Source organism: Kitasatospora sp. NPDC036755 (genome assembly GCF_040636595.1).
Taxonomy (GTDB): domain Bacteria; phylum Actinomycetota; class Actinomycetes; order Streptomycetales; family Streptomycetaceae; genus Kitasatospora.
The window spans coordinates 1-21958 of sequence record NZ_JBEZUT010000137.1; the positions used below are offsets into that span (position 1 = coordinate 1).

Below are 21958 nucleotides of genomic sequence, written 5' to 3' on the forward strand. Positions count from 1 at the left end.
GGCGGCCGAGGGCGAGCGGGCGCGGGCCTCGGCGCGGCTGGGCGGCACGGAGCTGGACGCGGTGCCGCTGGCCGAGGCCAGGGCGGCGGTGCTGGTCCACGACAAGGAGCCGGTGCTGCTCTCCGGCACGCTGGCCGAGCTGTTCGACGTCCCGTCCTCGGGGCGGGTCCCGGCGGCCGAGGCGCTGGCGGCGGCCCGGTCGGAGGACGTGCTGGAGGCCCTGGTGGAGGGCTCGCCGGAGTGCGGGGGAGACCCGATGCTCGCCCGGATCACCGAGCGCGGGCGCTCGCTCTCCGGCGGGCAGCGCCAGCGGCTCGCCCTGGCCCGCGCCCTGCTGGTGGACCCGCCGGTGCTGGTGCTGGACGAGCCCACCAGCGCGGTGGACGCGCACACCGAGTCGAGGATCGCCGCCGGGCTGCGGGACACCCGGGCGGGCCGTACCACGGTGGTGTTCGCGACCAGCCCGCTGCTGCTCGACCGGGCGGACCGGGTGGTGCTGCTGCAGGAGGGCCGGGTCGTCGCGGCCGGGCGGCACCGCGAGCTGATGCGGACCGAGCCGGCCTACCGCGCCGTGGTCACCCGCGACGAGGAAGCGGCCCGTCCGGTGGGTGAGGTCGTATGAGGACCACCGTCAACTTCCCTGCCACGCACCCGAGGAGTACGTCATGAAGCCCCCCGTCCAAGAGGAACAGGGGCCGGCCGCCACCCTGCCGGTCGGCTCCCCGGCGGCCGTGCGCGGGTACCTGCTCCTGCTCGCGCGGCGGCACCGCGCCGGATTCTCGGCGGTGGTGGCGCTGCACTCGACGGCCACGGTGGCCGGGCTGGTCGGCCCCTGGGTGCTCGGCCGCCTGGTCGAGTCGCTGGCCACCGGGACGGCCGGGTCCACCATCGCGGTGTCGGTCGCCTGGTACCTGCTGGCACTGGTGGCGCAGGCGGCGTTCACCGGGTGGTCGCGGATGCGCGGCTCGGTGCTCGGCGAGCGGGTGCTGGCCGACCTGCGCGAGGACTTCCTGGTCCGCTCGGTGGCCCTGCCGACGGGGGTGCTGGAGCGGGCCGGCACCGGGGACCTCGTCTCCCGGGGCACCACCGACATCGACCGGCTGGACAAGTCGGTGCGCGAGGCCGTGCCCGAACTCGCCGTCGCCGTCGTCTCGTTGCTGCTGGTGCTCGGTGCGCTGCTGGTCACCTCGCCGCTGCTCGCGCTGACCTCGCTGATCGGCCTGCCGCTGCTGCTGGTCAGCTCCCGCTGGTACTTCCGGCGCGCGCCGCAGTCCTACCGCAGCGAGTCGGCCGGGTACGCGGCGGTCAGCAACGTGCTGGCCGAGACGGTCGACGCAGGGCGGACGGTCGAGGCGCTGCGGCTGGGCGACCAGCGCGTCGGGCTGACCGACCGCAAGCTGCGCGAGTGGCTGGCCTGGGAGCGGTACACGCTCTGGTTGCGCTCGGCCTGGTTCCCGACCATCGACGCGGTCTACACCGCGGCGGTGCTCGCCACCCTGGTGCTCGGCGGGCTGTTCACCCTCCGGGGCTGGATCACGGTGGGCCAGCTGACCACCGGGGTGCTCTACGCCCAGATGCTCACCGGCCCGGTGGACCTGATCCTGCGCTGGTACGACGAACTCCAGATCGGCCAGGCCTCGCTGGCCCGGCTGGTGGGCGTGCGCGAGGTGCCCGAACACGAGGGGGACGAGTCCGCCCGGCCGGACGGCCGACGCGTCGAGGCGAAGGACGTCCGGTTCGGTTACCGCGAGGGCGTCGACGTTCTGCACGGCATCAGCCTGGACGTCGCCCCGGGCAGCCGGGTCGCGCTGGTCGGCCCGTCGGGCGCGGGCAAGTCCACGCTCGGCCGGCTGCTGGCCGGGATCTACGCCCCCGGCCGCGGCAGCGTGACCCTCGGCGGTGCGGCGCTGGCGCGGATGCCGGCCGAGCGGGTGCGCTCGCAGGTCGCCCTGGTGAACCAGGAGCACCACGTGTTCGTCGGCACCCTGCGGGACAACCTGCGGCTGGCCGCCCCCGAGGCGGACGACACCGAGCTGCGGGCCGCGCTGGACGCGGTGGACGCCGGGGACTGGGTGGACGCCCTGCCGGAGGGCCTGGACACCGAGGTCGGCTCCGGCGGCACCTCGCTGACGCCGTCGCAGGCCCAGCAGCTGGCGCTGGCCCGGCTGGTGCTCGCCGATCCGCACACCCTGGTGCTGGACGAGGCCACCTCCCTGCTGGACCCGAGGGCGGCCCGGCACCTGGAGCGCTCGCTCTCCCGGGTGCTGGAGGGGCGAACGGTCATCGCCATCGCCCACCGGCTGCACACCGCGCACGACGCGGACGTGATCGCGGTGGTCGAGGGCGGGCGGATCAGCGAGTACGGCAGCCACCCGGACCTGGTCGCGGCGGGCGGGCCGTACGCGGCGCTCTGGCGGTCCTGGAGGGACGAGCGGTAGCGGACCGTCCGGGCCGGAGAGGTTCAAACCCGTACGGGGTGGGATTGCCCCGTACGGGTTACTCCCTGGCCCGGAGGGGCGCGTAACCGGGCAAATCGGCCGTTCGGCCCGCAGACTGCTCCGGTGACCAAGATTTCAGACGGTTCGTCCCGATCCCAGCGCAGTGAGATCGGCGGGATTCCCACGCGTTACATCGGGATCGGCGTCATCGTCGTCCTCGCCGTGTGGTTCCTGTTCGCCAACCTCGACAAGGTGAGGATCCAGTTCTGGGTCTTCACCGTCACCGCGCCGCTCTGGATCGCGCTGCTGGCCACGCTGATCGCGGGCGCCGTGCTGGGCTGGCTGCTGAAGGGACGGCGCAACCGGTGACCGCAGCCTCCGGGCCGGCTCCGGCCGGCGCCTCGGCCTTCACCCCGCTGATCGAGATGCGCGGGGTCAACAAGCACTTCGGGGACCTGCACGTCCTCCAGGACATCGAGCTGACGGTGGGGCGCGGCGAGGTCGTCGTGGTCATCGGCCCGTCCGGCTCCGGCAAGTCCACCCTCTGCCGGGCGATCAACCGGCTGGAACCGATCGAGCACGGCACCATCCTGATCGACGGCGAGCCGCTGCCCGCGGAGGGCAAGGGCCTGGCCAAGCTGCGCGCCGAGGTCGGCATGGTGTTCCAGTCCTTCAACCTGTTCGCGCACAAGACCGTGCTGCAGAACGTCTCGCTCGCACAGATCAAGGTCCGCGGCCGGCCCAAGGCGGAGGCGGACGCCAAGTCCCACGCCCTGCTGGAGCGGGTCGGACTCGCCGGGCAGGCCGCCAAGTACCCGGCCCAGCTCTCCGGCGGGCAGCAGCAGCGGGTCGCGATCGCCCGGGCACTGGCGATGGACCCCAAGGCGCTGCTGTTCGACGAGCCCACCTCGGCGCTCGACCCCGAGATGATCAACGAGGTGCTGGACGTCATGCGCCAGCTCGCGAGCGAGGGCATGACGATGGTCGTGGTCACCCACGAGATGGGGTTCGCCCGGGCCTCCGCGAACCGGGTGGTGTTCATGGCCGACGGCCGGATCGTCGAGGACCGCGCCCCGGAGGAGTTCTTCAGCGCTCCCGAGAGCGAGCGCGCCCGGGACTTCCTGTCCAAGATCCTTAAGCACTGAGGCGGCGCCGTGAACCGTGAGACGACGCCCGTGGCCGGACCCGCGGGGCAGTCCGCGGCGAGACCCGCGGGGAGGGCGGCGGAGAGGTCCGTGGGGCGGTCCGTCGCGCGGGCGGGCCGGCGCGCGCTCGCCGCCGTCCTGCTGCTCGCCTCGCTGGCGGTGGGCTGCGGCAAGCCCGGCACCCCGCCGCCCAAGGGCCCGCAGGCCAGCGCCCTGCCCGCCTACCAGGTGCAGGACGCCTCCGGGATCACCGGCTCGCCGACCCTGGACGCCGCCCGCAGCCGGGGCCACCTGGTGGTCGGTGCCAAGGAGGACCAGCCGTACCTGGGCCAGAAGAACCCGGCCACCGGTGAGTACTCCGGCTTCGACATCGAGATCGCCAAGATGGTCGGCGCCTCGCTGGGCTTCCCGGCGGACCGGATCCAGTTCAAGACCATCGCCTCGGCCAACCGGGAGACCGCGCTGCAGAACGGCCAGGTGGACTACTACGTCGGGACGTACACCATCAACGACAACCGGAAGAAGCTGGTCGGCTTCGCCGGCCCGTACTTCATCGCCGGGCAGTCACTTTTGGTGCGCAGGAACAACACCACCATCCACGGCCCGGAGGACCTGGACGGCAAGAAGGTCTGCTCGGCGGCCGGCTCGACGCCGTACCAGCGCATCCAGTCGCAGTACCCGAAGGCGAAGCTGATCGGCTACGACACCTACTCGGCCTGCGTGGACAACCTGATCACCAACCAGGTCGACGCGGTGACCACGGACAACGCGATCCTGCTCGGCTACGCGGCCAAGGTGCCGGACGAGCTCAAGGTGGTCGGCCCGCTGTTCTCGACCGAGCCCTACGGGATCGGGGTGCCGAAGAACGACACCGTGCTGCGCGGCGCGATCAACGACGCGCTGGAGCACCACATGCAGAACGGCGACTGGAAGAGGGCCTTCGAGGCGACCCTCGGCCTCTCCGGGGAGCCGGCGCCCAACCCGCCGCAGATCGACCGGTACTGAGAGGGCCGCGCCGTGAAAACGCTGACCGACAACTGGTCGACCTACTGGGACGGGTTCCTCGGCACGCTCTCGCTGTTCGCGGTGAGCGCCGTGCTGTCGCTGGTGCTGGGCGTGCTGATCGCCGGCTTCCGGGTCTCGCCGGTGAAGCCGCTGAGGGTGTTCGGGACGCTGTGGGTGACGGTGCTGCGCAACACGCCGCTGACCCTGCTGTTCTTCATCGTGGTGCTGGGCCTGCCCCGGTTCGACATCACCTTGCCCTTCTACACCTTCGCGGTGCTCGCGCTGGGCTGCTACACCTCGGCCTTCGTCTGCGAGTCGATGCGGGCGGGCATCAACACGGTGCCGACCGGGCAGGGCGAGGCGGCCCGGAGCCTCGGCATGAGCTTCGGGCAGACGATGGGTCTGGTGGTGCTGCCGCAGGCGTACCGATCGGTGGTGGCGCCGATCGGCAGTGTGATGATCGCGTTGGCGAAGAACACGGCGATCGCCGGCTCGTTCAGCGTCACCGAGCTGCTCGGCACCTACCGGACCATCAACGAGCTGGGTTACAGCATCATCTGGACCTTCGTCTGGATCGCCGTCGGCTACCTGATCATCACCCTGGCCATCAGCGCGGTCTTCAACCTGCTGGAACGACGAGTGGCGGTGTCCCGATGACCGTTGAAACCTCGGCGCTGTACGACATCCCCGGCCCGAAGGCGCTCTCCCGGCACCGGCTGTACGGCGGGATCGCGCTGCTGCTGATCGCGGCCTTGATCGGCTGGGTGGTCTACATGCTGTTCCACACCCATCAGTTCACGTACGCGAAGTGGCAGCCCTTCGAGTACCGCGGGGTGCAGAACCTGCTGCTGCGCGGGCTCGGCAACACCCTGCAGGCCTTCGGCTGGACGGTGCTGTTCGCGCTGCCCTTCGGCGCCCTGTTCGCGGCCGGGCGGCTCTCCGACCACCGGGCGGTGCGCTGGTTCTCCACACTGGTGGTGGAGTTCTTCCGGGCCATGCCGCTGCTGGTGATGATCTTCTTCATCTTCGTCGCGCTCAAGGTGCAGCCGCTCTGGGCGCTGGTGGCCGGGCTGGTGCTCTACAACGGCTCGGTGCTGGCCGAGGTGTTCCGGGCCGGCGTGCTCGCGGTGCCCAAGGGGCAGCGGGAGGCGGCGTACGCGCTGGGCATGCGCAAGACCCAGGTGATGACGTACGTCCTGGTGCCGCAGGCCAACCGGGCGATGCTGCCGGCCATCATCAGCCAGCTGGTGGTCGCGCTCAAGGACACCTCGCTGGGCTTCCTGATCACCTACGAGGAGTTCCTGCACGCGGGCAAGCTGATCGCCACCAACCTGGACTACGACCTGCCGTTCATCCCGGTGGTGATGGTGATCGCGCCGATCTACATCGGGATGTGTCTGCTGCTCTCCTGGCTCGCCCGCTTCGTGGAACGGCGCAGCCGGCGCAGCCCGAGCGTGCGCGGCGGGGCGCCCGTGGTGAAGGCGGGGGTGTCGATGGGGCTGCCGCCGTCGGCGCAGCAGTGAGACGAACGGTTCGAGGCTGAACCATAGGTATGGGTGGGGTCGGGGTCGTCACCTCCAAATTCCTCTTATGATTCTCGGGCGCCCGGATGCGACCGGAGCGCGGCCCGGACGCGGCCGGAGCGCGGCGTTGCGGGGCTGTCGAGGATGCCCGCGCAGGGGGAGGAAGCATGGAGGCGTTGTTCGATTCGCGGCACATCAGGACGTTCCACGAGGTCGTCCGGGCCGGCTCCTACTCGGCCGCCGCCCGCGAACTCGGTTACACCCAGCCCGCCATCACCCAGCAGATGAAGGCGCTCGAACGCACCGTCGGCGTTCCGCTCTTCACCAGGGCGGGACGCGGACTGCGGCTCACCGAGGCCGGCGAGGCGCTCTCCCGGCACGCCGAGCTGATCCTCGGCAGCATGTCCGCGGCCCAGCAGCAGCTCGCCGCGCTCGCCCGGCTGCGCGCCGGGCGGGTGCGGGTCTGCGCCTTCCCCAGCGCCAACGCCACCCTGATACCCGAGGCGATGGCCCGACTGCTGGCCGAGCACCCCGGCGTGCGGGTCGAGCTCCTGGAGGCCGAGCCGCCGGACTCCGTCCAGCGGCTGCTGCGCGGGGAGTGCGACATCGCGCTGGCCTTCCGCTACCCGGGCGGGGCCACCGCGGTGCCGGACGGCCTGGACGAGATCCCGCTGATGGAGGACCTGCTCACGGTGCTGCTGCCGGTCGGGCACCCGCTCGGCCGCCGGCACGCCGTACGGCTGGCCGACCTCGACGGCGAACGCTGGATCGCGGGCTGTCCGCGCTGCCGGGCCAACCTGCTGCACGTCTGCGCCGAGGAGGGCTTCGCGCCGGACATCGTGTTCTCCACCGACGACAACCTCGCGGTGCAGTCGCTGGTCGCCGCCGGGGTCGGGATCGCGCTGATGCCGGCACTGGTGCTCTCCTTCATGTGCCACCGCAAGGTCACCGGGCGAGCCGTCGAACCGCACCTGCGGCGGCAGGTGAGCGCCTACGTCCTCAGCGAGCACCGGCGGATCCCGGCCACCGGGCTGGTGCTGGACCACCTGCGGCAGGCGGCGGCGAGCCGGGTCGGGTGCTGACCCCTGGGGGCCTACCGGTGCCGACCGATGCCGGCCCTCGGGCCGACCCGACGACCGGCGGGGCACGGCCGCCCGCCGAGATCCATAAGCGTTGATGGGGAGATTGCTTAGGAACCCTCCTTGGACGTGATAGGTCGGTAGGTTCGAACCTGTTGGGATGACACCCTCAGCCACGGTCGGCAGCGACCGACTCACCGAGCGGATGACCGCGCTGGTCAGTGAGATCCGCGCCGTCGTGGACCGCGGGCTCCCGCCGGAGCTCACCGCCTACCTGGTCGGCGAACGCCTCGCCCCGCACCTGCACGCCGACCCGGACGGGCCCGACGCGCTGCTCACCCCCGCCCAGCGCGAGGGCGACCCGCAGCGCTACCGCCAGCACGTCCTGCACGCCGAGGAGGACGGCAGCTTCTCCGTCGTCGCCCTGGTCTGGCTGCCCGGCCAGCAGACCCCGATCCACGACCACGTCTCCTGGTGCGTGGCCGGCGTCCACCAGGGACAGGAGAGCGAGACCCGCTACCGGCTGGTCTCCGAGGGCCCCACCGCCCGACTGGTCGAGACCGAGCACGTGGCCGGCCCGGCCGGCACCGTGGCGGCCTTCGCCCCGCCCGGCGACATCCACCTGGTGCGCAACTCCTGCAGCAGCACGGCGATCTCCATCCACGTCTACGGCGCGGACGTCTCGCGGCTCGGCACCAGCATCCGGCGGATCTACCGGCTGCCCGCCGACCAGCAGCAGTGAGGGCGGCGTGGCACTGACCCTCCGGCAACGCGCCGTCCGCACCCGCTCACTGCCCCCGATGCGCGGCGACGCCCCCGGGCTGCTGCTCGCGGTCCTCGGGGTGGCCGCCGCGCTGGGCATCCACGCCCTGGTGCCGGCCGTGCCCGAGCTCACCGCCGCCGTCGTGCTCGGCATGGTGGCGGCCCACCTGCCCGGGCTGCGCCCGGTGGTCCGCGGGATCGCCCGGCCCGGGCTGTCCACCGCCGGGAAACGGCTGATGCGGCTCGGCATCGTCCTGCTCGGGCTCAAGCTCAGCCTGGACGACGTGCTCGGCCTCGGCTGGGCCACCGTCGCCATGGTGCTCGCGGTGGTCGCGGCCACCTTCGCGGGGACGCTCTGGCTGGGCCGGCGGCTCGGCCTGCCCGGGGATCAGCCGCTGTTGGTCGCCACCGGGTACTCGATCTGCGGGGCCTCGGCGATCGGCGCGGTCAGCCAGGCGGCGGGCAGCGAGGAGGAGGACGTCGCGGCCTCGGTCGCGCTCGTCACGCTGTGCGGGACGCTGGCGATCGCCGTGCTTCCGCTGCTGCAGCACCCGCTCGGGCTCGGTGAGTCGGAATTCGGGCGCTGGGTCGGGGCGAGCGTGCACGACGTCGGGCAGGTGGTCGCCACCGCGCAGACCGGCGGGGCCGGGGCGCTGCGGGAGGCGGTGCTGGTCAAGCTGATGCGCGTGGTGCTGCTGGCGCCGCTGGTCGCGGGCGTGGCCGTGGTGGCGCGGCGGAACCTGCGGGCGCGGCGGACGGGGGCTTCGACGCGGGTTCCGGCGGAGGTGCCGGTGGGGGCCCCGGCGGGGCCTTCGACGGGATCCTCGGTCGGGACTGCGGCGGACGCCTCGGCGACGGGCGGAGCGGGTGAGAAGGCGGGCGCGAAGTCGGCGAAGGCCGGCAGCCGTCCGCCGATCGTGCCGCTGTTCGTGGCCGGGTTCCTGGCGATGATCGTCCTGCGGACCACCGGGGTGGTGCCCGAGAGGACCCTCGGCCTGGCCGCGGACGCCCAGGAACTTTTGCTGGCCGCCGCGTTGTTCGGTCTCGGCAGTGCGGTGCACCTGCCGACCATGGCCCGCACCGGTGGGCGGATCGCCCTGCTCGGGCTCGGCTCCTGGGTGGTCGTCGCGGGCGTCTCGTACGCGGGGGTGCTGGTCACGACCTGACGGGCCGGGGTGCGGACTCCGCTATTGTCGGGCGGTGTCCGCTCCGCCCCTGCCGGGGCGGCGCGGCAGTCGAGTTCGCCCGAGTCCGCCGAGGAGCACGGATGACCACCGCACTGCCCGAACGGGACGGCCGGGAGGCCGTCGTCACGCTCGACCGGCGGGAGGGCCCGTACGGCGAGGTGGTGCTCCGGCAGCGCGGTCGGGACTTCGAGATCATCGCCAACGGTTGTTTCCTGATGGACACGGCCGACGGCCGCTCGGAGCGGCTGCTGATCCAGGCGGCGCTGGACGAGCTCGACCGCACGGGAAGCCCGGCCGCGCGGCCGTCGGTGCTGATCGGCGGACTCGGGGTCGGCTTCTCCCTGGCGTACGCGGTGGCCGAACCGCGCTGGGGGCGGATCGCCGTCGTCGAACGGGAGAGCGCGATCATCGCATGGCACCGGAGCGGTCCGCTCGGCGCCTTCTCGGGCGGTGCGCTGGACGACGCACGGGTCGAGGTGCTCCACACCGACCTGCTGGAGTACCTCGCGGCGGCGGACGGCGAGCGCTACGACGCGCTCTGCCTGGACATCGACAACGGGCCGGACTGGACCGTCACCGAGTCCAACGACGGGCTGTACGGCGCGGACGGGCTCGCGGTGCTGTGGCACCGGTTGCGGCCGGGCGGGGTGCTGGCCGTGTGGAGCGCCCAGCCCTCGCCGGACTTCGAGGAGGCGCTGCGGGCGGTGGGCTTCTCGGACGTGGTGACGCACGAGATCCCGGTGGCCCGGGGGGTGCCGGACGTGGTGCACCTGGCCCGGCGGGCGGGCTGAGGGAGCGGTGCGGGGGCGGCAGCCTGCGGGGAACAGCAGACAGCAGACAGCAGACAGCTGACAGATAGCAGCTGACAGGTAACAGATTTCAGATTTCGTTCGCTGAAATCTGAAATCTGTCAGCTGTCATTCGTTCCCCGCTGCCCGCCTGCCCGCCTGCCCGCCTGCCCGCCTGCCACGGCGGCGCACAGCCGCACCCCCCTCCGGCTCAGCCGAACGGGCGGCTCGTCGGCTCGGCCTCCGCCTCGTCCGTCGGCTCCGGTTCGTCCGTGGGCAGGGCCGGGATGTTCTCCATGGAGAAGGGGTTGAAGTCCGGCGGCGGGACCATCACCGGAGTGCCCTTGCGCGGCGCGGGCTCATCCGCGCCCCCCTGCTGCTCCGAGCCCTGGTCGGCCGCCTCGGAAGCCGTGGGCGCCGCCTGGGCCGGAATGGTGGGCGGGGCCGAGGGCGGTGGCGGAACGGCCGGGCCCTGAGCGGGGAGGGCGGTGCCGAACGGGTCGGCCTTCTGCTCGGCCGCGACCGTGGTGCCGAACGGATCGGCGACGGGAGCGGCCCCGGCGGGCTGCGTCGCGGGCGCGCCCGCCGACACGTCCGGGATGCCCTCCATGGAGAAGGGGTTGAAGTCCGCGGGCGGGACCATCACCGGGGTGCCCTTCGGGCCGTCCCCGGTATCGGCGGCCGCCTCGTCCCCCGTGTCGGCGGGACCCTCCGCGACCGGAGCGAAGGGGTTGAAGTCCGCGGGCGGGACCCGGACCGGAGTGCCGCGCAGGTGCACCGGCCTCTCCTCCGGTTCCTCCTCGGCGACGGCAGGCGCCGCGGCCTGGGCCGGTGCCGGTGCCGACGCCGGTGCCTGGGTCGGCACGTCGATCACGGGGGGAGCCGGAACGCCGGCCGTGGCACTCGGCGCCGGGACGCCGTCCCAGCCGAACTGGATGCTCTTCAACAGCTCCGCGAAGGCCTCCGTGTACAGCTCCCAGTCCTCCGGCCGCGCCGTGGACAGCTGGGCGCACAGCACCGTCCCGCCGTCCGGCAGCGGGACGAAGGCCTGGACGGCCGAGGTGACCACCCAGCGCCGCTGTCCGTCGGCGGCCAGCGGTCCGGGCACCGGGACGGTCCGTCCCTCGACCAGGACGGCGGCCGGCCCGGCCGGCAGCAGCACGGTCCAGACCTCGGCGTGCCGCCGGACGGTGGCCAGTTCGGTGGCGAGTGCGGTGATCGGCAGCGGGTGCCGGGCGAGCGAGACGACCAGGGCGGCGTCCGAGGCGCGGTTGTCCAGCTCCAGGGCGCAGACGCCGGCGTACACGACGCCCGCGTCGCGGATCAGGTCGGCCAGGGTGGCGGAGATCACCGCGAAGTCGCGCCGCGGCTCCGGCCCGGTGGCGCTGAACAGTTCGTCGGCGACCTCGGCCAGGTGCCGGGCCAGCTCCTCGGCGGCCGCGACAGTGGCCGGGGCGGTGCCGCCGGTCCGGTCGGCGGTCTCGGGCAGCGCGGGCACCGTACGGGCGGAGACGCCGGGCGGACCGCCCGGGGAGGTCAGCGCGTGGAAGCCCGGCGGCACGACCAGCCGGACCTCGGCGCCCGCGCCGGTGGGCAGTTCGACCGGTTGCCGGGTCTGCTGCCCGGCCGCCAGCGCGGCCAGCGCGGGGGCGAACGGCGGCCGCAGCTTGGCGTCGGCGAACTCGCCGGTGACGGGGAGCTGGAACAGCGCGGCCGAGATGGTGCCCCGGTCGGCGACGGCACCGCGCACCGCGTCGCCGCCGTACCGGGTCTGGAGCGCGGAGACCGCGCGCTCGGTGAGTCGCGCGCCGGTGCCCGGGCGGGCGGTGCCCGCGGTGGTCACCGTGCCGAGCCGGTCGAGGGCGGCGTGCACCGGGCCGTTGGGGGCCAGCGGCAGGCCGAACAGCGCCTCGGCGGCGGGGTGTTCGGCCGGTCGCAGGGCGCTCAGCGAGGCTGCCGGGTGCCGCGAGGTGTGCTCGTCGAAGAGGGCGTCGGTGAGGGTGCCGAGGGTCGCGCAGACCTGCTCCGCTGCCGCGAAGGGATTGGCCTCCACGCCGAACTGGACATCCTGGGTCAACTGGTGAGCCCCCCGCTCTGTTCCGTCTGCGGTCGGTGGTTCTGGTGGGACCGGGCCCGCCGCGGCGGCGCGCCGTCAGATCCCCGCTCATTCCTATCAGAGCCCACCGTCCTGACCGAACCGCAGGATGACCCGATGATCACTCGGCCGATCACTCGGCGGCGGTGCCGGTAGCGGTGCCGGTGGAGGTGTCGGCGGCGGTCCCGGTGGCCTGCGCGGACCCGTCGTCAGGGGTGCCGGTGGCGAGCGCGGTGACGGCCTCGGCGATCCCCGGCACGGCGAACAGTCCCGCGAGGTCCCGCACCAGGCGTCCGGTCGGGCCGTCGGGGCGCTCGTCGGCGAAGAAGGAGCCCAGTTCGGCGGCGAGCGCCGGCTCGCGGGCCGCGGTGAGGGTGAGCGACGCGACGAACTCCTGCACCAGGTGCAGCTGGAGCTCCTCCAGCGGCACCGAGCGCTCGGCCAGCCACTCCAAGGAGGTGATCTCGGCGTTGGCGATCCAGGCCCGGACGGCCAGGCGCAGTCCGACGCTGGGCGCGGGGATCGCCAGGTGGGCCAGGATCTGGTCCTGCGCGGAGCGGCGCACCTCGTCGATCACCGCCGAGGTGCCCGCGCTGGCCGCGACCGAGCCGCCGCGCAGCAGCGCGGCGAAGCCCGGCCCGTGGCTCTGCACGAAGTCCAGGTAGCGGCCCATGACCCGGTGCAGCCGCTCCGACAGCGGCCCCTCCATGGGCTCCTCGAACCGGGTGGACAGCTCCTGTCCGGCCCGTCGCATCGACTCCTCGTACAGCGCCTGCTTGCCGGGGAAGTAGTGGTACACCAGCGGTCGGGAGGCGCCCGCGGCGGCGGCGATGTCGTCGATCGACACCTCCTCCGGCGGCCGTCGGCTGAACAGCTCCAGCGCCACGGCGATCAGCTGCTCGCGCCGCTCGTCCACGCTCAGCCGCCGACGCGGCCGCTCGCCCGCCGCCCGGGCTGATGCGGAGGTCCGTGGTGCGCGGTCGGCCGTCGGCGACGGCGTACGGGAGGCCATGCGCGCCACCCTAGTTCGTCGGCGGCTCCGCGGTGGAGCCAGGGGCCCGTGGCCGTGCGGCCGCACGCCGCCCCGAACTCCGAGGTCGCGGCGGTGCTACGCGGACCGGAGGGCCAGGTAGCGGCGGTAGGCCTCGACGCCGTCGGCGACGAAGGTGTCCCGGCCGAGGCGGTCGGCGAGTTCGGCCGGGGTGAGCCAGGCGTGCCAGGCGACCTCCGACTCCTGGGGGGAGACCGGGCCGTCCCACTCGGCCTCGTACATGTCGCACCACCAGGAGAGCCGGTCCTGTTCGAAGAGGAACTTGAACAGGGGGCGCGGGACGATGCCGTGGACGCCGAGTTCCTCCTCGGCCTCGCGGACGGCGGCCTCGGCGTAGGACTCGCCGGAGCCGACCACGCCGCCGACGAACATGTCGTACGCGCCGGGGGCGAACAGCTTGGTGTCGGTGCGGCGGTGGACGAAGATCCGGCCGACCGGGTCGCGGACCAGGATGAAGACGCAGCGGTGGGTGAGTCCGCGCCGGTAGACCTCGCCGCGCAGGGCGGTGCCGATCACGCGGTCGTGCTCGTCGACGATGTCCAGCAGTTCCTCGGCAGGATTGGTCATGGGGGACAGGTTAGGGTTTCGGGGCTCGGTTCGAACGGATTCGGTCGAAGATGATCGAGACCGGACGCGAGTGGTGCAAGAAGCAGCGGAACTGGTGGAGGACGGCGCGCGGTGGTGGAGATCTGGGGAGAGACGGCGGAGGGGTTCGAGCCCGTCCGGGCGGCCTTCGCCCGCAACTTCGCCGACTTCGGGGAGCTCGGCGCGGCCTTCGCGCTGTACGTGCGCGGCCGCAAGGTGGTCGACCTGTGGGGCGGCGACGCCCGGCCGGAGGTCGGCGGCCGGCCGGCGCCCGCGGTGCCCTGGACGGCGGACACCGCGCAGGTGCTGCGCTCGGTCACCAAGGGCCTGACCGCGACCACCGCGCTGCTGCTGGCCGAGCGCGGCCTGCTCGACCTGGACGCTCCGGCGTCCTCCTACTGGCCGGAGTTCGCGGCGGCCGGCAAGGGCCGGGTGCCGGTGAGCTGGCTGCTCTCGCACCAGGCCGGGGTGCCCGCGCTAGACGTGCCGCTGCGGCTGGAGGACGTGCTCACCTGGGAGCGCGCGGCCGCCGCCGTCGCCGCGCAGGCGCCCGCCTGGGAACCCGGCACCGCGCACGGCTACCACCCGTACACCTTCGGCTGGTTGGTCGGCGAGGTGGTGCGGCGGGTGAGCGGCCGGACGATAGGCCAGTACTTCGCCGAGGAGGTCGCCCGGCCGCTCGGGCTGGACCTGTGGATCGGACTGCCGGCCGGCGCCGCGCCCCGGGTCGGCAAGCTGGTCGACCTGCCGGCGCCGGAGGCGGCCCGGACCGGTCCGAGCGGGCTGCGGCTGCGGCCCAAGCAGTCCGTCCGGGACGCCTACCAGGACCCGGCCTCACTGACCGCCCGCTCCTTCGCCTCGGTGCGCCCCGGGGTGGACCTCAACGACCCGGCGGTGCAGGCCGCCGAGATCCCCGGGGCCGGGGGCATCGGCACCGCCCGGTCGCTCGCCCGGTTCTACGCGGGTCTGATCGGCGCGGCCGACCGCGCGGACGGCTCCGGCGCGCTGCTGCCGCCGCTGCTCGGACCGGAGGTACTGGCGCGCGCGGTCGGGCCGGTGGTGAGCGGCCCGGACCGGGTGCTGATCGTCAACTCCACCTTCGGCCTGGGCTTCTGGCGGCACGGCCCGACCGCGCCGATGGCCTCCCCGGCGAGCTTCGGCCACCCGGGGCGGGGCGGCTCGCTCGGCTTCGCCGACCCCGACCTGGGGCTGGGCTTCGGCTACGTCACCAACGGCATGCAGCCGGGCGTCACCGGGGACGTCCGCTCGCGGAACCTGATCCGCGCGGTGCGCGGGTGCCTGGGGCTGGACCGGTAGGGCGTGCCCCGGGCACGCGCCGGCCTCAGGCCTGGCCGGTCTCGAAGCGGCTGATCCTCCCGCCGTCGAGGGTGAAGCGCCAGGCGGTGCGCATCGTGCCCCAGGTGTCGTTGGTGAACTCGGCGACCAGCGCCTGGCCGCCGTTCGACTCGGTCTGGACGGCCATCCGGCCGTTCGGGCCGAAGATCTCCCGGTCGACCCAGTCCGCCAGCTCGCGCTCGGACCCGTCGTCGGACATCGTCGCGTCCGGCGTGAGCAAGGCGAAGAAGGCCTCGCGGTCGCCCGCGTTGACCGCGGTGACGAAGGCGCGGACGGACGGGTCGCTGAGTTTCGCGGGGGCGATGGTCACGCGGGACTCCCGGTTCGGGTGAGGGGCGGGGAGTCCTGTTTACGGCGTTCGCGCGGGCTGTCCGGGCATGTCGGCGGCGCGTCGGTGAATCGGCCGCCTCGATGTGCTTCGATCCCCCGGAACGGGTGAGTCGCCCCGGCGCCCGCCACGGGGAGTGGCGAGGGAGCGGGAGGTCCAGGTGGGCCTCCCGCTCCCGTTCCCGGGACGTGCCGACGGAGTACCGGTGCCGGTGCCGGTGCCGGCCTAGAAGAAGCCGACCGCGTCGGGGGAGTAGCTGACCAGCAGGTTCTTGGTCTGCTGGTAGTGCTCCAGCAGCGCCTTGTGGTTCTCCCGCCCGATGCCGGAGTTCTTGTAGCCGCCGAACGCCGCGTGAGCCGGGTAGGCGTGGTAGCAGTTCGTCCAGACGCGGCCCGCCTGGATGGCGCGCCCGGCCCGGTGGGCGGTGTTGATGTTGCGGGTCCACACGCCCGCGCCGAGCCCGTACTCGGTGTCGTTGGCGAGCGCGACCGCCTCGTCGAAGCCGTCGAAGCGGGTGACCGAGACCACCGGCCCGAAGATCTCCTCCTGGAAGACCCGCATGCTGTTGACGCCCTCGAAGACCGTCGGCGTCACGTAGTACCCGCCCGCCAGCGAGCCGCCGAGGTCGGCCCGCTCACCGCCGACGAGGACCTTGGCGCCCTCCTCCAGGCCGATCTCGAAGTAGGAGAGGATCTTCTTCAGCTGTTCGACGCTGGCCTGGGCGCCGACCTGGGTCTCGGTGTCCAGCGGGTTGCCCTGGCGCATCGCGCGCACCCGTGCCAGGCCGTCGCCGAGCAGCCGCTCGTAGACCGGGGTCTCGATCAGCGCGCGGCTGGGGCAGGTGCACACCTCGCCCTGGTTGAGGGCGAACATCGCGAAGCCCTCGACGGACTTGTCGTAGAAGGCGTCGTCGGCGGCGGCGACGTCCGCGAAGAACAGGTTGGGGCTCTTGCCGCCGAGCTCCAGGGTGGCGGGGATCAGGTTGTCGGCGGCGGCGCGGGCGATCAGACGGCCGGTGCCGGTCTCGCCGGTGAAGGCGAGCTTGCGGACCCGCTTGCTGGCGGCCAGCGGGGCGCCGGCTTCCTCGCCGAAGCCGGTGACGATGTTGAGCACACCCGGCGGCACCAGGTCGGCGGTCAGCTCGGCCAGCAGCAGCACCGAGGCCGGGGTCTGCTCGGCGGGCTTGAGTACCACCGCGTTGCCGGCCGCGAGCGCCGGGGCGAGCTTCCAGATCGCCATCAGGATCGGGAAGTTCCACGGGATGATCTGGCCGACCACGCCCAGCGGCTCGTGGAAGTGGTAGGCCACGGTGTCCTCGTCCAGCTGGGAGAGGCTGCCCTCCTGGGCCCGCAGCGCGCCGGCGAAGTAGCGCAGGTGGTCGACCGCGAGCGGCAGGTCGGCGGCCAGCGTCTCGCGCACCGGCTTGCCGTTGTCCCAGCTCTCCGCGACGGCCAGCTGTTCCAGGTTGGCCTCCATCCGGTCGGCGACCCGGAGCAGCACCTGCGCCCGTTCGGCGGCGGAGGTGCGGCCCCAGGACGGGGCGGCGGCGTGGGCCGCGTCCAGGGCGGCCTCGATGTCCTCGGCGGTGCCCCGGGCGACCTCGGTGAAGACCTCGCCGGTGACCGGGGTGGGGTTGCCGAAGTACTCGCCGCGCGCCGGGGGCGTCCATCCGCCGCCGATCCAGTGCTCGTACCGGGAGCGGTAGGCGACGATGCTGCCGGGGGTGCCGGGGGGCTGGTAGACCGTCATGCTCGCTGTCTCCTCGCTGCGTCGGGTGCCGCCCGCCGCGGCTCGGGCCGCGGCGGGACGGCGCACGCCGGACCACCCGGTCAGGGGTGATCCGGCGGGAGGGGTGGGACACGCACATCGGACCGGCGCCCCGTCGGGGTGCCCGCCGCCGAGCACGATAGCCGCCGGGTGCACGGCGCGGCTACGGTCCGTGCGCGCGTCCCGTACGGAGGGTGTGCCGTCCGGCCGTTCCGGGGGAGCCTCCGGGGCCTCCGGGGCCGACGGGTATCGCGGAGCGGATCACCGCGGGCGCCGCGGAGCGGATCACCACGGGTTCCCCGAGCCGGATCGCCGCAGGCGTTCGGATCGGATCACTGTGGGGGCGCGCGCCCCGGACGCGGTCGCGCGGTGCGCTGCCACGCGCCGTCCCGTGCGGGCGGGGCCGCCCCTGCGGCGTGCCGCCGCACGCCGCCGCGGGGCCGGGGCGACACCCTCGGGGCGCACCACCGCACGCCCGTCGGGCGGCTCCGGGCGCGCGCCGGTCAGACCGCGTGGTATCGGCCGGTGCGGGCCTCCCAGCTGAGGTAGCCGGCCAGCCAGGTGAGCAGTCCGTCCGCGTACCGCTGGGCGATCGTGCGTTCGATCCGGGAGAGTCCCAACTCGCGGTGGACGTCGGGCAGTCGGTCGCGCAGCTCGGCGCAGCGGTCGACCATCAGCTGGGCCTCGGCGATGACCGCCGCGCAGGCCTCCTCGGCCGAGCAGCGCCGCTCCCGCTGGACGATCATGACGAGGTTGTTCACGTCCCCGCGCGGCGCCTCCAGCGGGTAGGAGCGCACGTCGTTGCTGAGCGACGGTATGTCGGCTGCCAGCTGGCGGAGTTGACGCAGCACCGGGTGGTGCAGGACGGCGGCCGGGACTTCGAACTGGCCCAGGCGTTCGATCATGTCGAAGATCGTTTCCATCGCCGCGGTGCCCCGGCGGAGCTCCAGGTAGCCGTCGCGGTCCGGCGGCCGGGTGGAGATCCGGCCGGCGGCCTCGGCGGGGTGACTGGCGAAGTAGTACTCCCAGTTGTAGGCGGCGCGGGCCTGCCAGCGGGCCGGCATGCCCCGCGCGCTGCGGTCCCACAGGTCGGCGAAGGCGGTCTCGACCGCGGACCCCTGGTCGGGGCGGGCGCCGTGCAGGACGGCGATCAGCCGTTCGCAGATCGGGGCGACCTCGGTGGGGCGGCGGCCGAGCGGCCCGTCGAACTGGTCGTCGAAGAGGAAGTAGAACCCCATCAGGTCGGCGGCCAGGGCGAGTTCGTCCGGATCGGTGTCCGGATAGCCGAGCGCCGCGAGGTCCACCACCTCCCAGTGCGCATAGCCGGGGTGGTCGGCGTCGGGGAGCAGGGGGTGGCGGATCAGCCAGTCCCGGTGCAGTTCGGTGGCGCGCGGGCCGTGCGGACTGCGGCGGTGCGGGAACGGAATCTGAAGTGAGGTGTCGTCAGACATCGGACTCCCGGTGCAGCGGAGGGTGGGGGCGATTTTTGTTCGAGCACTGATGGTGGGGGGAGTTGACGTGACGGGGCATGGACGGTGGGGGTGGGTTTCGCAAGATCATCCGCGCCTCGAAGGCCGTAGGGTATCTGATGTAATGATCGGACGTTAGGGATATAGGGCAATTGCCCTTGGCCGCTCGCCCGAACCCTCACCGTCCGCCCCAGCCTGCACGAATGCCCCACGGGAAGGTTCGTGCGGCGCTAACCTCGGCTCCACGCAGTGATGGAGCTGTGACGCGAGCGGGCGAGGCGGAGGCGCGACGGTGACCGAGCAGGAGAACGCAATTCGGGCGGGTGCTGGTTCCGCCCAAGACGGCGACGGCACCGCGCCCCGGGTCCGGCTGCGCGACCGCGACGCCGAACTCCGCTCGGTGGAGGCCGCCGTCGACCAGCTCTGCCGCGGCTTCGCGGCCGGAGGCACCGAGATCGGTGACCTCCTCACCTTCTCCGGTCGCCCCGGCATCGGCAAGACCAGTCTGCTGCACGAGGTCCGGCGCCTGGCCAAGCTCCGGGACGGCGCCACCGTGCTGTTCGCCCGAGGCGGCGAACGGCAGTTCAAGGAGCCCTACCACGTGCTGCGCCAGCTGCTCCAGCCCGTGCTCAGCGGCCTGCAGCCCGAGGTGTTCAGCCAGGTCATGGGCACCTGGGAGGAGGTCGTCGGACCGGCCATGGGCCTCAAGCAGCCCAAGGTCGGCGCCCGCCGACTCGACCCCCAGGGCGTGCGCGACGGCCTCGACTACGTCCTCACCCAGCTCGCACCGCGCCGCGCGCCGATGGTGATGATCGTCGACGACCTGCACTGGGCGGACGGGGAGTCACTGTCCTGGCTGACCAAGTTCGCCATCCGATCGAGTGAACTTCCCGTCCTGCTCGTCTTCGCCTTCCGGGAGGACGAGAACGACTGGCCCACCGAGACCCAGGACTACCGCCGCGACGTCCTCCTGCTCAAGGCCCGCCGGCACGAACTCAACCGGCTCACCCTCAGCTCCGTCACCGACATGATCCGCGCCGAGCTCGGCGACAAGGCCGAGGACGCCTTCTGCTACGAGTTCTGGAACGTCGTCAACGGCAACCCGTTCGAGGCCAACGCCCTGCTCGACCAGGTCCGCGAGCAGGAGCTCGAACCGGTCGAGGAGAACTCCCGGCAGCTGCGCGAACTCGCCGTCGACGCCGCCGGGATGACCCTCAAGAGCTGGCTGGACCGCCTCGGCGCCGCCACCCTGCGCTTCGCCTGGGCCTGCGCGATGCTGGGAACCGACATCCGGGTCGACCTCGCCACCAGGATCTCCACCCAGAGCAGCGAGGGCGCCCGCGACTCCATCAAGCAGCTGCGCAAGCAGCGCGTGCTGACCCAGACCCCCAACGGGAACCTGGAGTTCGTCCACCCGCTGATCGCCAGCTCCATCTACAACACCATGCCGGACGCCACCCGCCTCGGGATGCACGGCATCGCCGCCGCCGAGATCGAGAACGCCGGACTCGGCCTGCTCGCCGCCTCCCGCCACCTGGTCGAGACCCACTCCGGCGAGGGCGACGACCGGATCGTCAGGAAGCTGCGCCGCGCCGCCGTCGAACACCAGCTGATCGGCGCCCCCGAGGCCGCCCAGCGCTGTCTGCACCGCGCGCTCAACGAGCCGCCCGCCGACGAGATCAAGGCCGAGGTGCTCTACGAACTCGGCTGCTCCGCACTGCTCACCGACCCCGTCGCCACCGTCAACCAGCTCAAGCTGGCCCTCGACCCGGACGAGGTGCCGCTGCGCCCCGCCCTGCGCGTGGACGCCACCTTCCGGCTCTCCGAGGTGCTCGCCCACGCCGGAGAGCTGGGTCAGGCCGCCCTGGTCTGCCAGGAGGAGGCCCTGAAGACCACCGACCCGGCCGGGCGCCAGCGGCTCCAGGCCGCCTCCTTCATGTGGCACGCCTTCCGCAAGTCCGAGGAGGACGGCCCCGGCCGCTCCGACCGGCTCGGCGTGATGTGCCGGAACCTGCCCGGGCGGGAGGCGGCCGACCGGGCCGTACTCGCCATGCGAGCCTGGGACCTCACCCTGCGCGGCGCCTCCTCCGCCGACGCGCTCGCGCTCGCCGACGAGGTCCTCGAAGGCACTCGGCTGCCCAAGGGCCTCGGCTGGACCGACACCACCTGGGGCTTCGAACTGCCCTCGATGCTCTGCCTGACGTACATCTACAACGACCGCATCGCCCAGGCCGAACGGCTGGCCGCGGACGCCATCATCCAGTTCGAGATCGCCGGTTGGAGCGGAGCCCACCGGGGCTTCGCCTACTTCCTGATGGGCCTGGCCCGGTTCCGCCGAGGCCTGCTCGCCGAGGCCGAGGACTTCCTGCGCCGGGCCTACCGCATCTCCGAGCGGATCGGCGAGAGGCTGCCGCTGGCCTGGGACGCCATCGGCGTGCTGGTCGACACCCTGATCGCCCGCGGCCGGGTGGAGGAGGCCTGGAACCTCGCCAACGACTTCGGCTTCCACCCGCCGTACCACTCGACGGCCATGGTGCTGCCGGACGCGGCCTCGCTGTACGGCAAGCTGCTGGTCGCCAAGGAGAAGTTCGCCGGCGCGGCCGCCGCCCAACTGAACGTCCGCGGCTGGCGCAACACCGTCTGGGCGCCCTGGGCGGGCCACCTCGCCATCGCGATCGCCGACGACGAGCCGGAGCGCGCCCGCGACTACGCCCAGCAGGCGGTGCTGGACGCCCGCGCCTTCGGCACCGCCTCGGCGATCGGCAGCGCGCTGCGCCTGCAGGCCCGGATCGAGGACGGCCGGGCCGCGGTCGAGCTGCTGGAGGAGTCGGTGGCGTACCTCGGGCAGTCCCCGGCGGGCTACGAGCACGCCGTCGCGCTGGTCGACCTCGGTGCCGCGCTGCGCCGGGTCGGACGGCTGGACGACGCCCAGGAGTACCTGTACCAGGGCATCGAACTGGCCCAGCACTGCTCCGCGGAGGGGCTGGTCGACCGGGCCCGCCGGGAGCTGGCCAACTACGGCCTGCGGCCCAACCGGCTGGGGCTGCGCGACTTCCGGGAGACCATCGAGACGCTCAGCAGCGCGGAGTGGGAGGTCGCCAAGCGCGCGGTGCAGGGCGTGCCGCCGCAGCGGATCGCCGACGAGCTCGGGGTGCCGATCGGCCTGGTCAACCGGCGGCTGGCGGCGGTCTACCGCAAGGCGGGCAGCGGGCCGGACGGCCTGGCCTCGGCGCTCGGGCTGCCGCAGCAGCAGCGGGACGCGGGCCGGCTGGAGGACCTGGACGACTAGGGCGTGTCTGACAATTCCCGCCGGGCGTGCGACGCCGGGGCACGCACCTCGCCGCGTTGTCGTCGGTCGCCAATGCTCCGCAGTGGCTCCC

At 73.2% G+C, this 21958-nt stretch carries 19 protein-coding genes; 13 read left to right on the forward strand and 6 right to left on the reverse strand.

Annotated features, from left to right (window positions below):
* From AB0E96_RS21155 to AB0E96_RS21205, 11 genes are all read left to right on the forward strand, one after another.
* Positions 1 to 622, forward strand: a 622-nt coding sequence (locus AB0E96_RS21155) for an ABC transporter ATP-binding protein (RefSeq protein ID WP_359825832.1), incomplete at its 5' end; no start/stop codon positions are given.
* Positions 623 to 665: 43 nt separating this feature from the next.
* The gene (locus tag AB0E96_RS21160; RefSeq protein WP_359825833.1) at positions 666 to 2438 is read left to right on the forward strand and encodes an ABC transporter ATP-binding protein; all 1773 of its coding nucleotides are present in this window, start codon (positions 666 to 668) and stop codon (positions 2436 to 2438) included.
* 123 nt (positions 2439 to 2561) lie between these two features.
* On the forward strand, positions 2562 to 2807 hold the full coding sequence (locus AB0E96_RS21165) for a LapA family protein (protein ID WP_359825836.1): 246 nt from the start codon (positions 2562 to 2564) through the stop codon (positions 2805 to 2807).
* Between the two features lie 47 nt (positions 2808 to 2854).
* Entirely contained in the window at positions 2855 to 3583 is a 729-nt protein-coding gene (locus tag AB0E96_RS21170) for an amino acid ABC transporter ATP-binding protein (RefSeq protein ID WP_359825867.1), read from the forward strand.
* A 90-nt stretch (positions 3584 to 3673) separates the two neighbouring features.
* A complete protein-coding gene (locus AB0E96_RS21175; RefSeq protein WP_359825838.1) occupies positions 3674 to 4588 on the forward strand; it encodes a glutamate ABC transporter substrate-binding protein in 915 nt (304 codons plus the stop codon).
* Positions 4589 to 4600: 12 nt separating this feature from the next.
* The gene (locus AB0E96_RS21180; RefSeq protein ID WP_359825840.1) at positions 4601 to 5245 is read left to right on the forward strand and encodes an amino acid ABC transporter permease; all 645 of its coding nucleotides are present in this window, start codon (positions 4601 to 4603) and stop codon (positions 5243 to 5245) included.
* Complete coding sequence (locus tag AB0E96_RS21185) at positions 5242 to 6111, forward strand: amino acid ABC transporter permease (RefSeq protein WP_359825842.1); 870 nt, start codon at positions 5242 to 5244, stop codon at positions 6109 to 6111. Before AB0E96_RS21180 ends, AB0E96_RS21185 begins: the two co-directional genes overlap by 4 nt.
* A gap of 176 nt (positions 6112 to 6287) precedes the next feature.
* Complete coding sequence (locus AB0E96_RS21190) at positions 6288 to 7193, forward strand: LysR family transcriptional regulator (RefSeq protein ID WP_359825870.1); 906 nt, start codon at positions 6288 to 6290, stop codon at positions 7191 to 7193.
* Between the two features lie 157 nt (positions 7194 to 7350).
* Positions 7351 to 7932, forward strand: coding sequence for a cysteine dioxygenase family protein (locus AB0E96_RS21195; RefSeq protein WP_359825844.1), 582 nt, complete (start codon positions 7351 to 7353; stop codon positions 7930 to 7932).
* A 58-nt stretch (positions 7933 to 7990) separates the two neighbouring features.
* Entirely contained in the window at positions 7991 to 9118 is a 1128-nt protein-coding gene (locus AB0E96_RS21200) for a putative sulfate exporter family transporter (protein ID WP_359825873.1), read from the forward strand.
* A gap of 101 nt (positions 9119 to 9219) precedes the next feature.
* The gene (locus AB0E96_RS21205; RefSeq protein ID WP_359825847.1) at positions 9220 to 9930 is read left to right on the forward strand and encodes a spermidine synthase; all 711 of its coding nucleotides are present in this window, start codon (positions 9220 to 9222) and stop codon (positions 9928 to 9930) included.
* 208 nt (positions 9931 to 10138) lie between these two features.
* On the opposite strand, the gene AB0E96_RS21210 is transcribed toward AB0E96_RS21205, so the two are convergent.
* The 3 genes from AB0E96_RS21210 to AB0E96_RS21220 form a co-directional block, all read right to left on the reverse strand.
* Positions 10139 to 12004 (reverse strand): hypothetical protein, encoded by a 1866-nt coding sequence (locus AB0E96_RS21210; RefSeq protein WP_359825850.1) that lies wholly within the window; start codon positions 12002 to 12004, stop codon positions 10139 to 10141.
* Between the two features lie 151 nt (positions 12005 to 12155).
* The gene (locus tag AB0E96_RS21215) at positions 12156 to 12944 is read right to left on the reverse strand and encodes a TetR/AcrR family transcriptional regulator (RefSeq protein WP_359825874.1); all 789 of its coding nucleotides are present in this window, start codon (positions 12942 to 12944) and stop codon (positions 12156 to 12158) included.
* 186 nt (positions 12945 to 13130) lie between these two features.
* Positions 13131 to 13640 carry an NUDIX domain-containing protein gene (locus AB0E96_RS21220; protein WP_359825852.1) on the reverse strand — a complete coding sequence of 170 codons (510 nt, stop codon included), beginning with the start codon at positions 13638 to 13640 and terminating at the stop codon, positions 13131 to 13133.
* A gap of 111 nt (positions 13641 to 13751) precedes the next feature.
* On the opposite strand from AB0E96_RS21220, the gene AB0E96_RS21225 reads away from it, so the two are divergent.
* Entirely contained in the window at positions 13752 to 14975 is a 1224-nt protein-coding gene (locus AB0E96_RS21225) for a serine hydrolase domain-containing protein (RefSeq protein WP_359825855.1), read from the forward strand.
* A 25-nt stretch (positions 14976 to 15000) separates the two neighbouring features.
* Here AB0E96_RS21225 and AB0E96_RS21230 read toward each other — a convergent pair whose 3' ends face one another.
* From AB0E96_RS21230 to AB0E96_RS21240, 3 genes are all read right to left on the reverse strand, one after another.
* Entirely contained in the window at positions 15001 to 15324 is a 324-nt protein-coding gene (locus AB0E96_RS21230; RefSeq protein WP_359825858.1) for a nuclear transport factor 2 family protein, read from the reverse strand.
* A gap of 243 nt (positions 15325 to 15567) precedes the next feature.
* Positions 15568 to 17091 (reverse strand): aldehyde dehydrogenase family protein, encoded by a 1524-nt coding sequence (locus tag AB0E96_RS21235; RefSeq protein ID WP_359825860.1) that lies wholly within the window; start codon positions 17089 to 17091, stop codon positions 15568 to 15570.
* A gap of 521 nt (positions 17092 to 17612) precedes the next feature.
* Entirely contained in the window at positions 17613 to 18560 is a 948-nt protein-coding gene (locus AB0E96_RS21240) for a terpene cyclase (protein ID WP_359825862.1), read from the reverse strand.
* Positions 18561 to 18870: 310 nt separating this feature from the next.
* On the opposite strand from AB0E96_RS21240, the gene AB0E96_RS21245 reads away from it, so the two are divergent.
* Positions 18871 to 21867: an AAA family ATPase gene (locus AB0E96_RS21245; protein WP_359825864.1), complete on the forward strand. Its 2997-nt coding sequence runs from the start codon at positions 18871 to 18873 to the stop codon at positions 21865 to 21867.
* Positions 21868 to 21958: the final 91 nt, after the last annotated feature.

Excerpts from the sequence above, each read along its gene's own strand:
- AB0E96_RS21160 (WP_359825833.1), top strand. The coding sequence starts at position 666 with ATGAAGCCCCCCGTCCAAGAGGAACAGGGGCCGGCCGCCACCCTGCCG.
- AB0E96_RS21185 (WP_359825842.1), top strand. The coding sequence starts at position 5,242 with ATGACCGTTGAAACCTCGGCGCTGTACGACATCCCCGGCCCGAAGGCG.
- AB0E96_RS21195 (WP_359825844.1), top strand. The coding sequence starts at position 7,351 with ATGACACCCTCAGCCACGGTCGGCAGCGACCGACTCACCGAGCGGATG.
- AB0E96_RS21200 (WP_359825873.1), top strand. The coding sequence starts at position 7,991 with ATGCGCGGCGACGCCCCCGGGCTGCTGCTCGCGGTCCTCGGGGTGGCC.
- AB0E96_RS21205 (WP_359825847.1), top strand. The coding sequence starts at position 9,220 with ATGACCACCGCACTGCCCGAACGGGACGGCCGGGAGGCCGTCGTCACG.
- AB0E96_RS21220 (WP_359825852.1), bottom strand. The coding sequence starts at position 13,640 with ATGACCAATCCTGCCGAGGAACTGCTGGACATCGTCGACGAGCACGAC.
- AB0E96_RS21235 (WP_359825860.1), bottom strand. The coding sequence starts at position 17,091 with ATGACGGTCTACCAGCCCCCCGGCACCCCCGGCAGCATCGTCGCCTAC.
- AB0E96_RS21240 (WP_359825862.1), bottom strand. The coding sequence starts at position 18,560 with ATGTCTGACGACACCTCACTTCAGATTCCGTTCCCGCACCGCCGCAGT.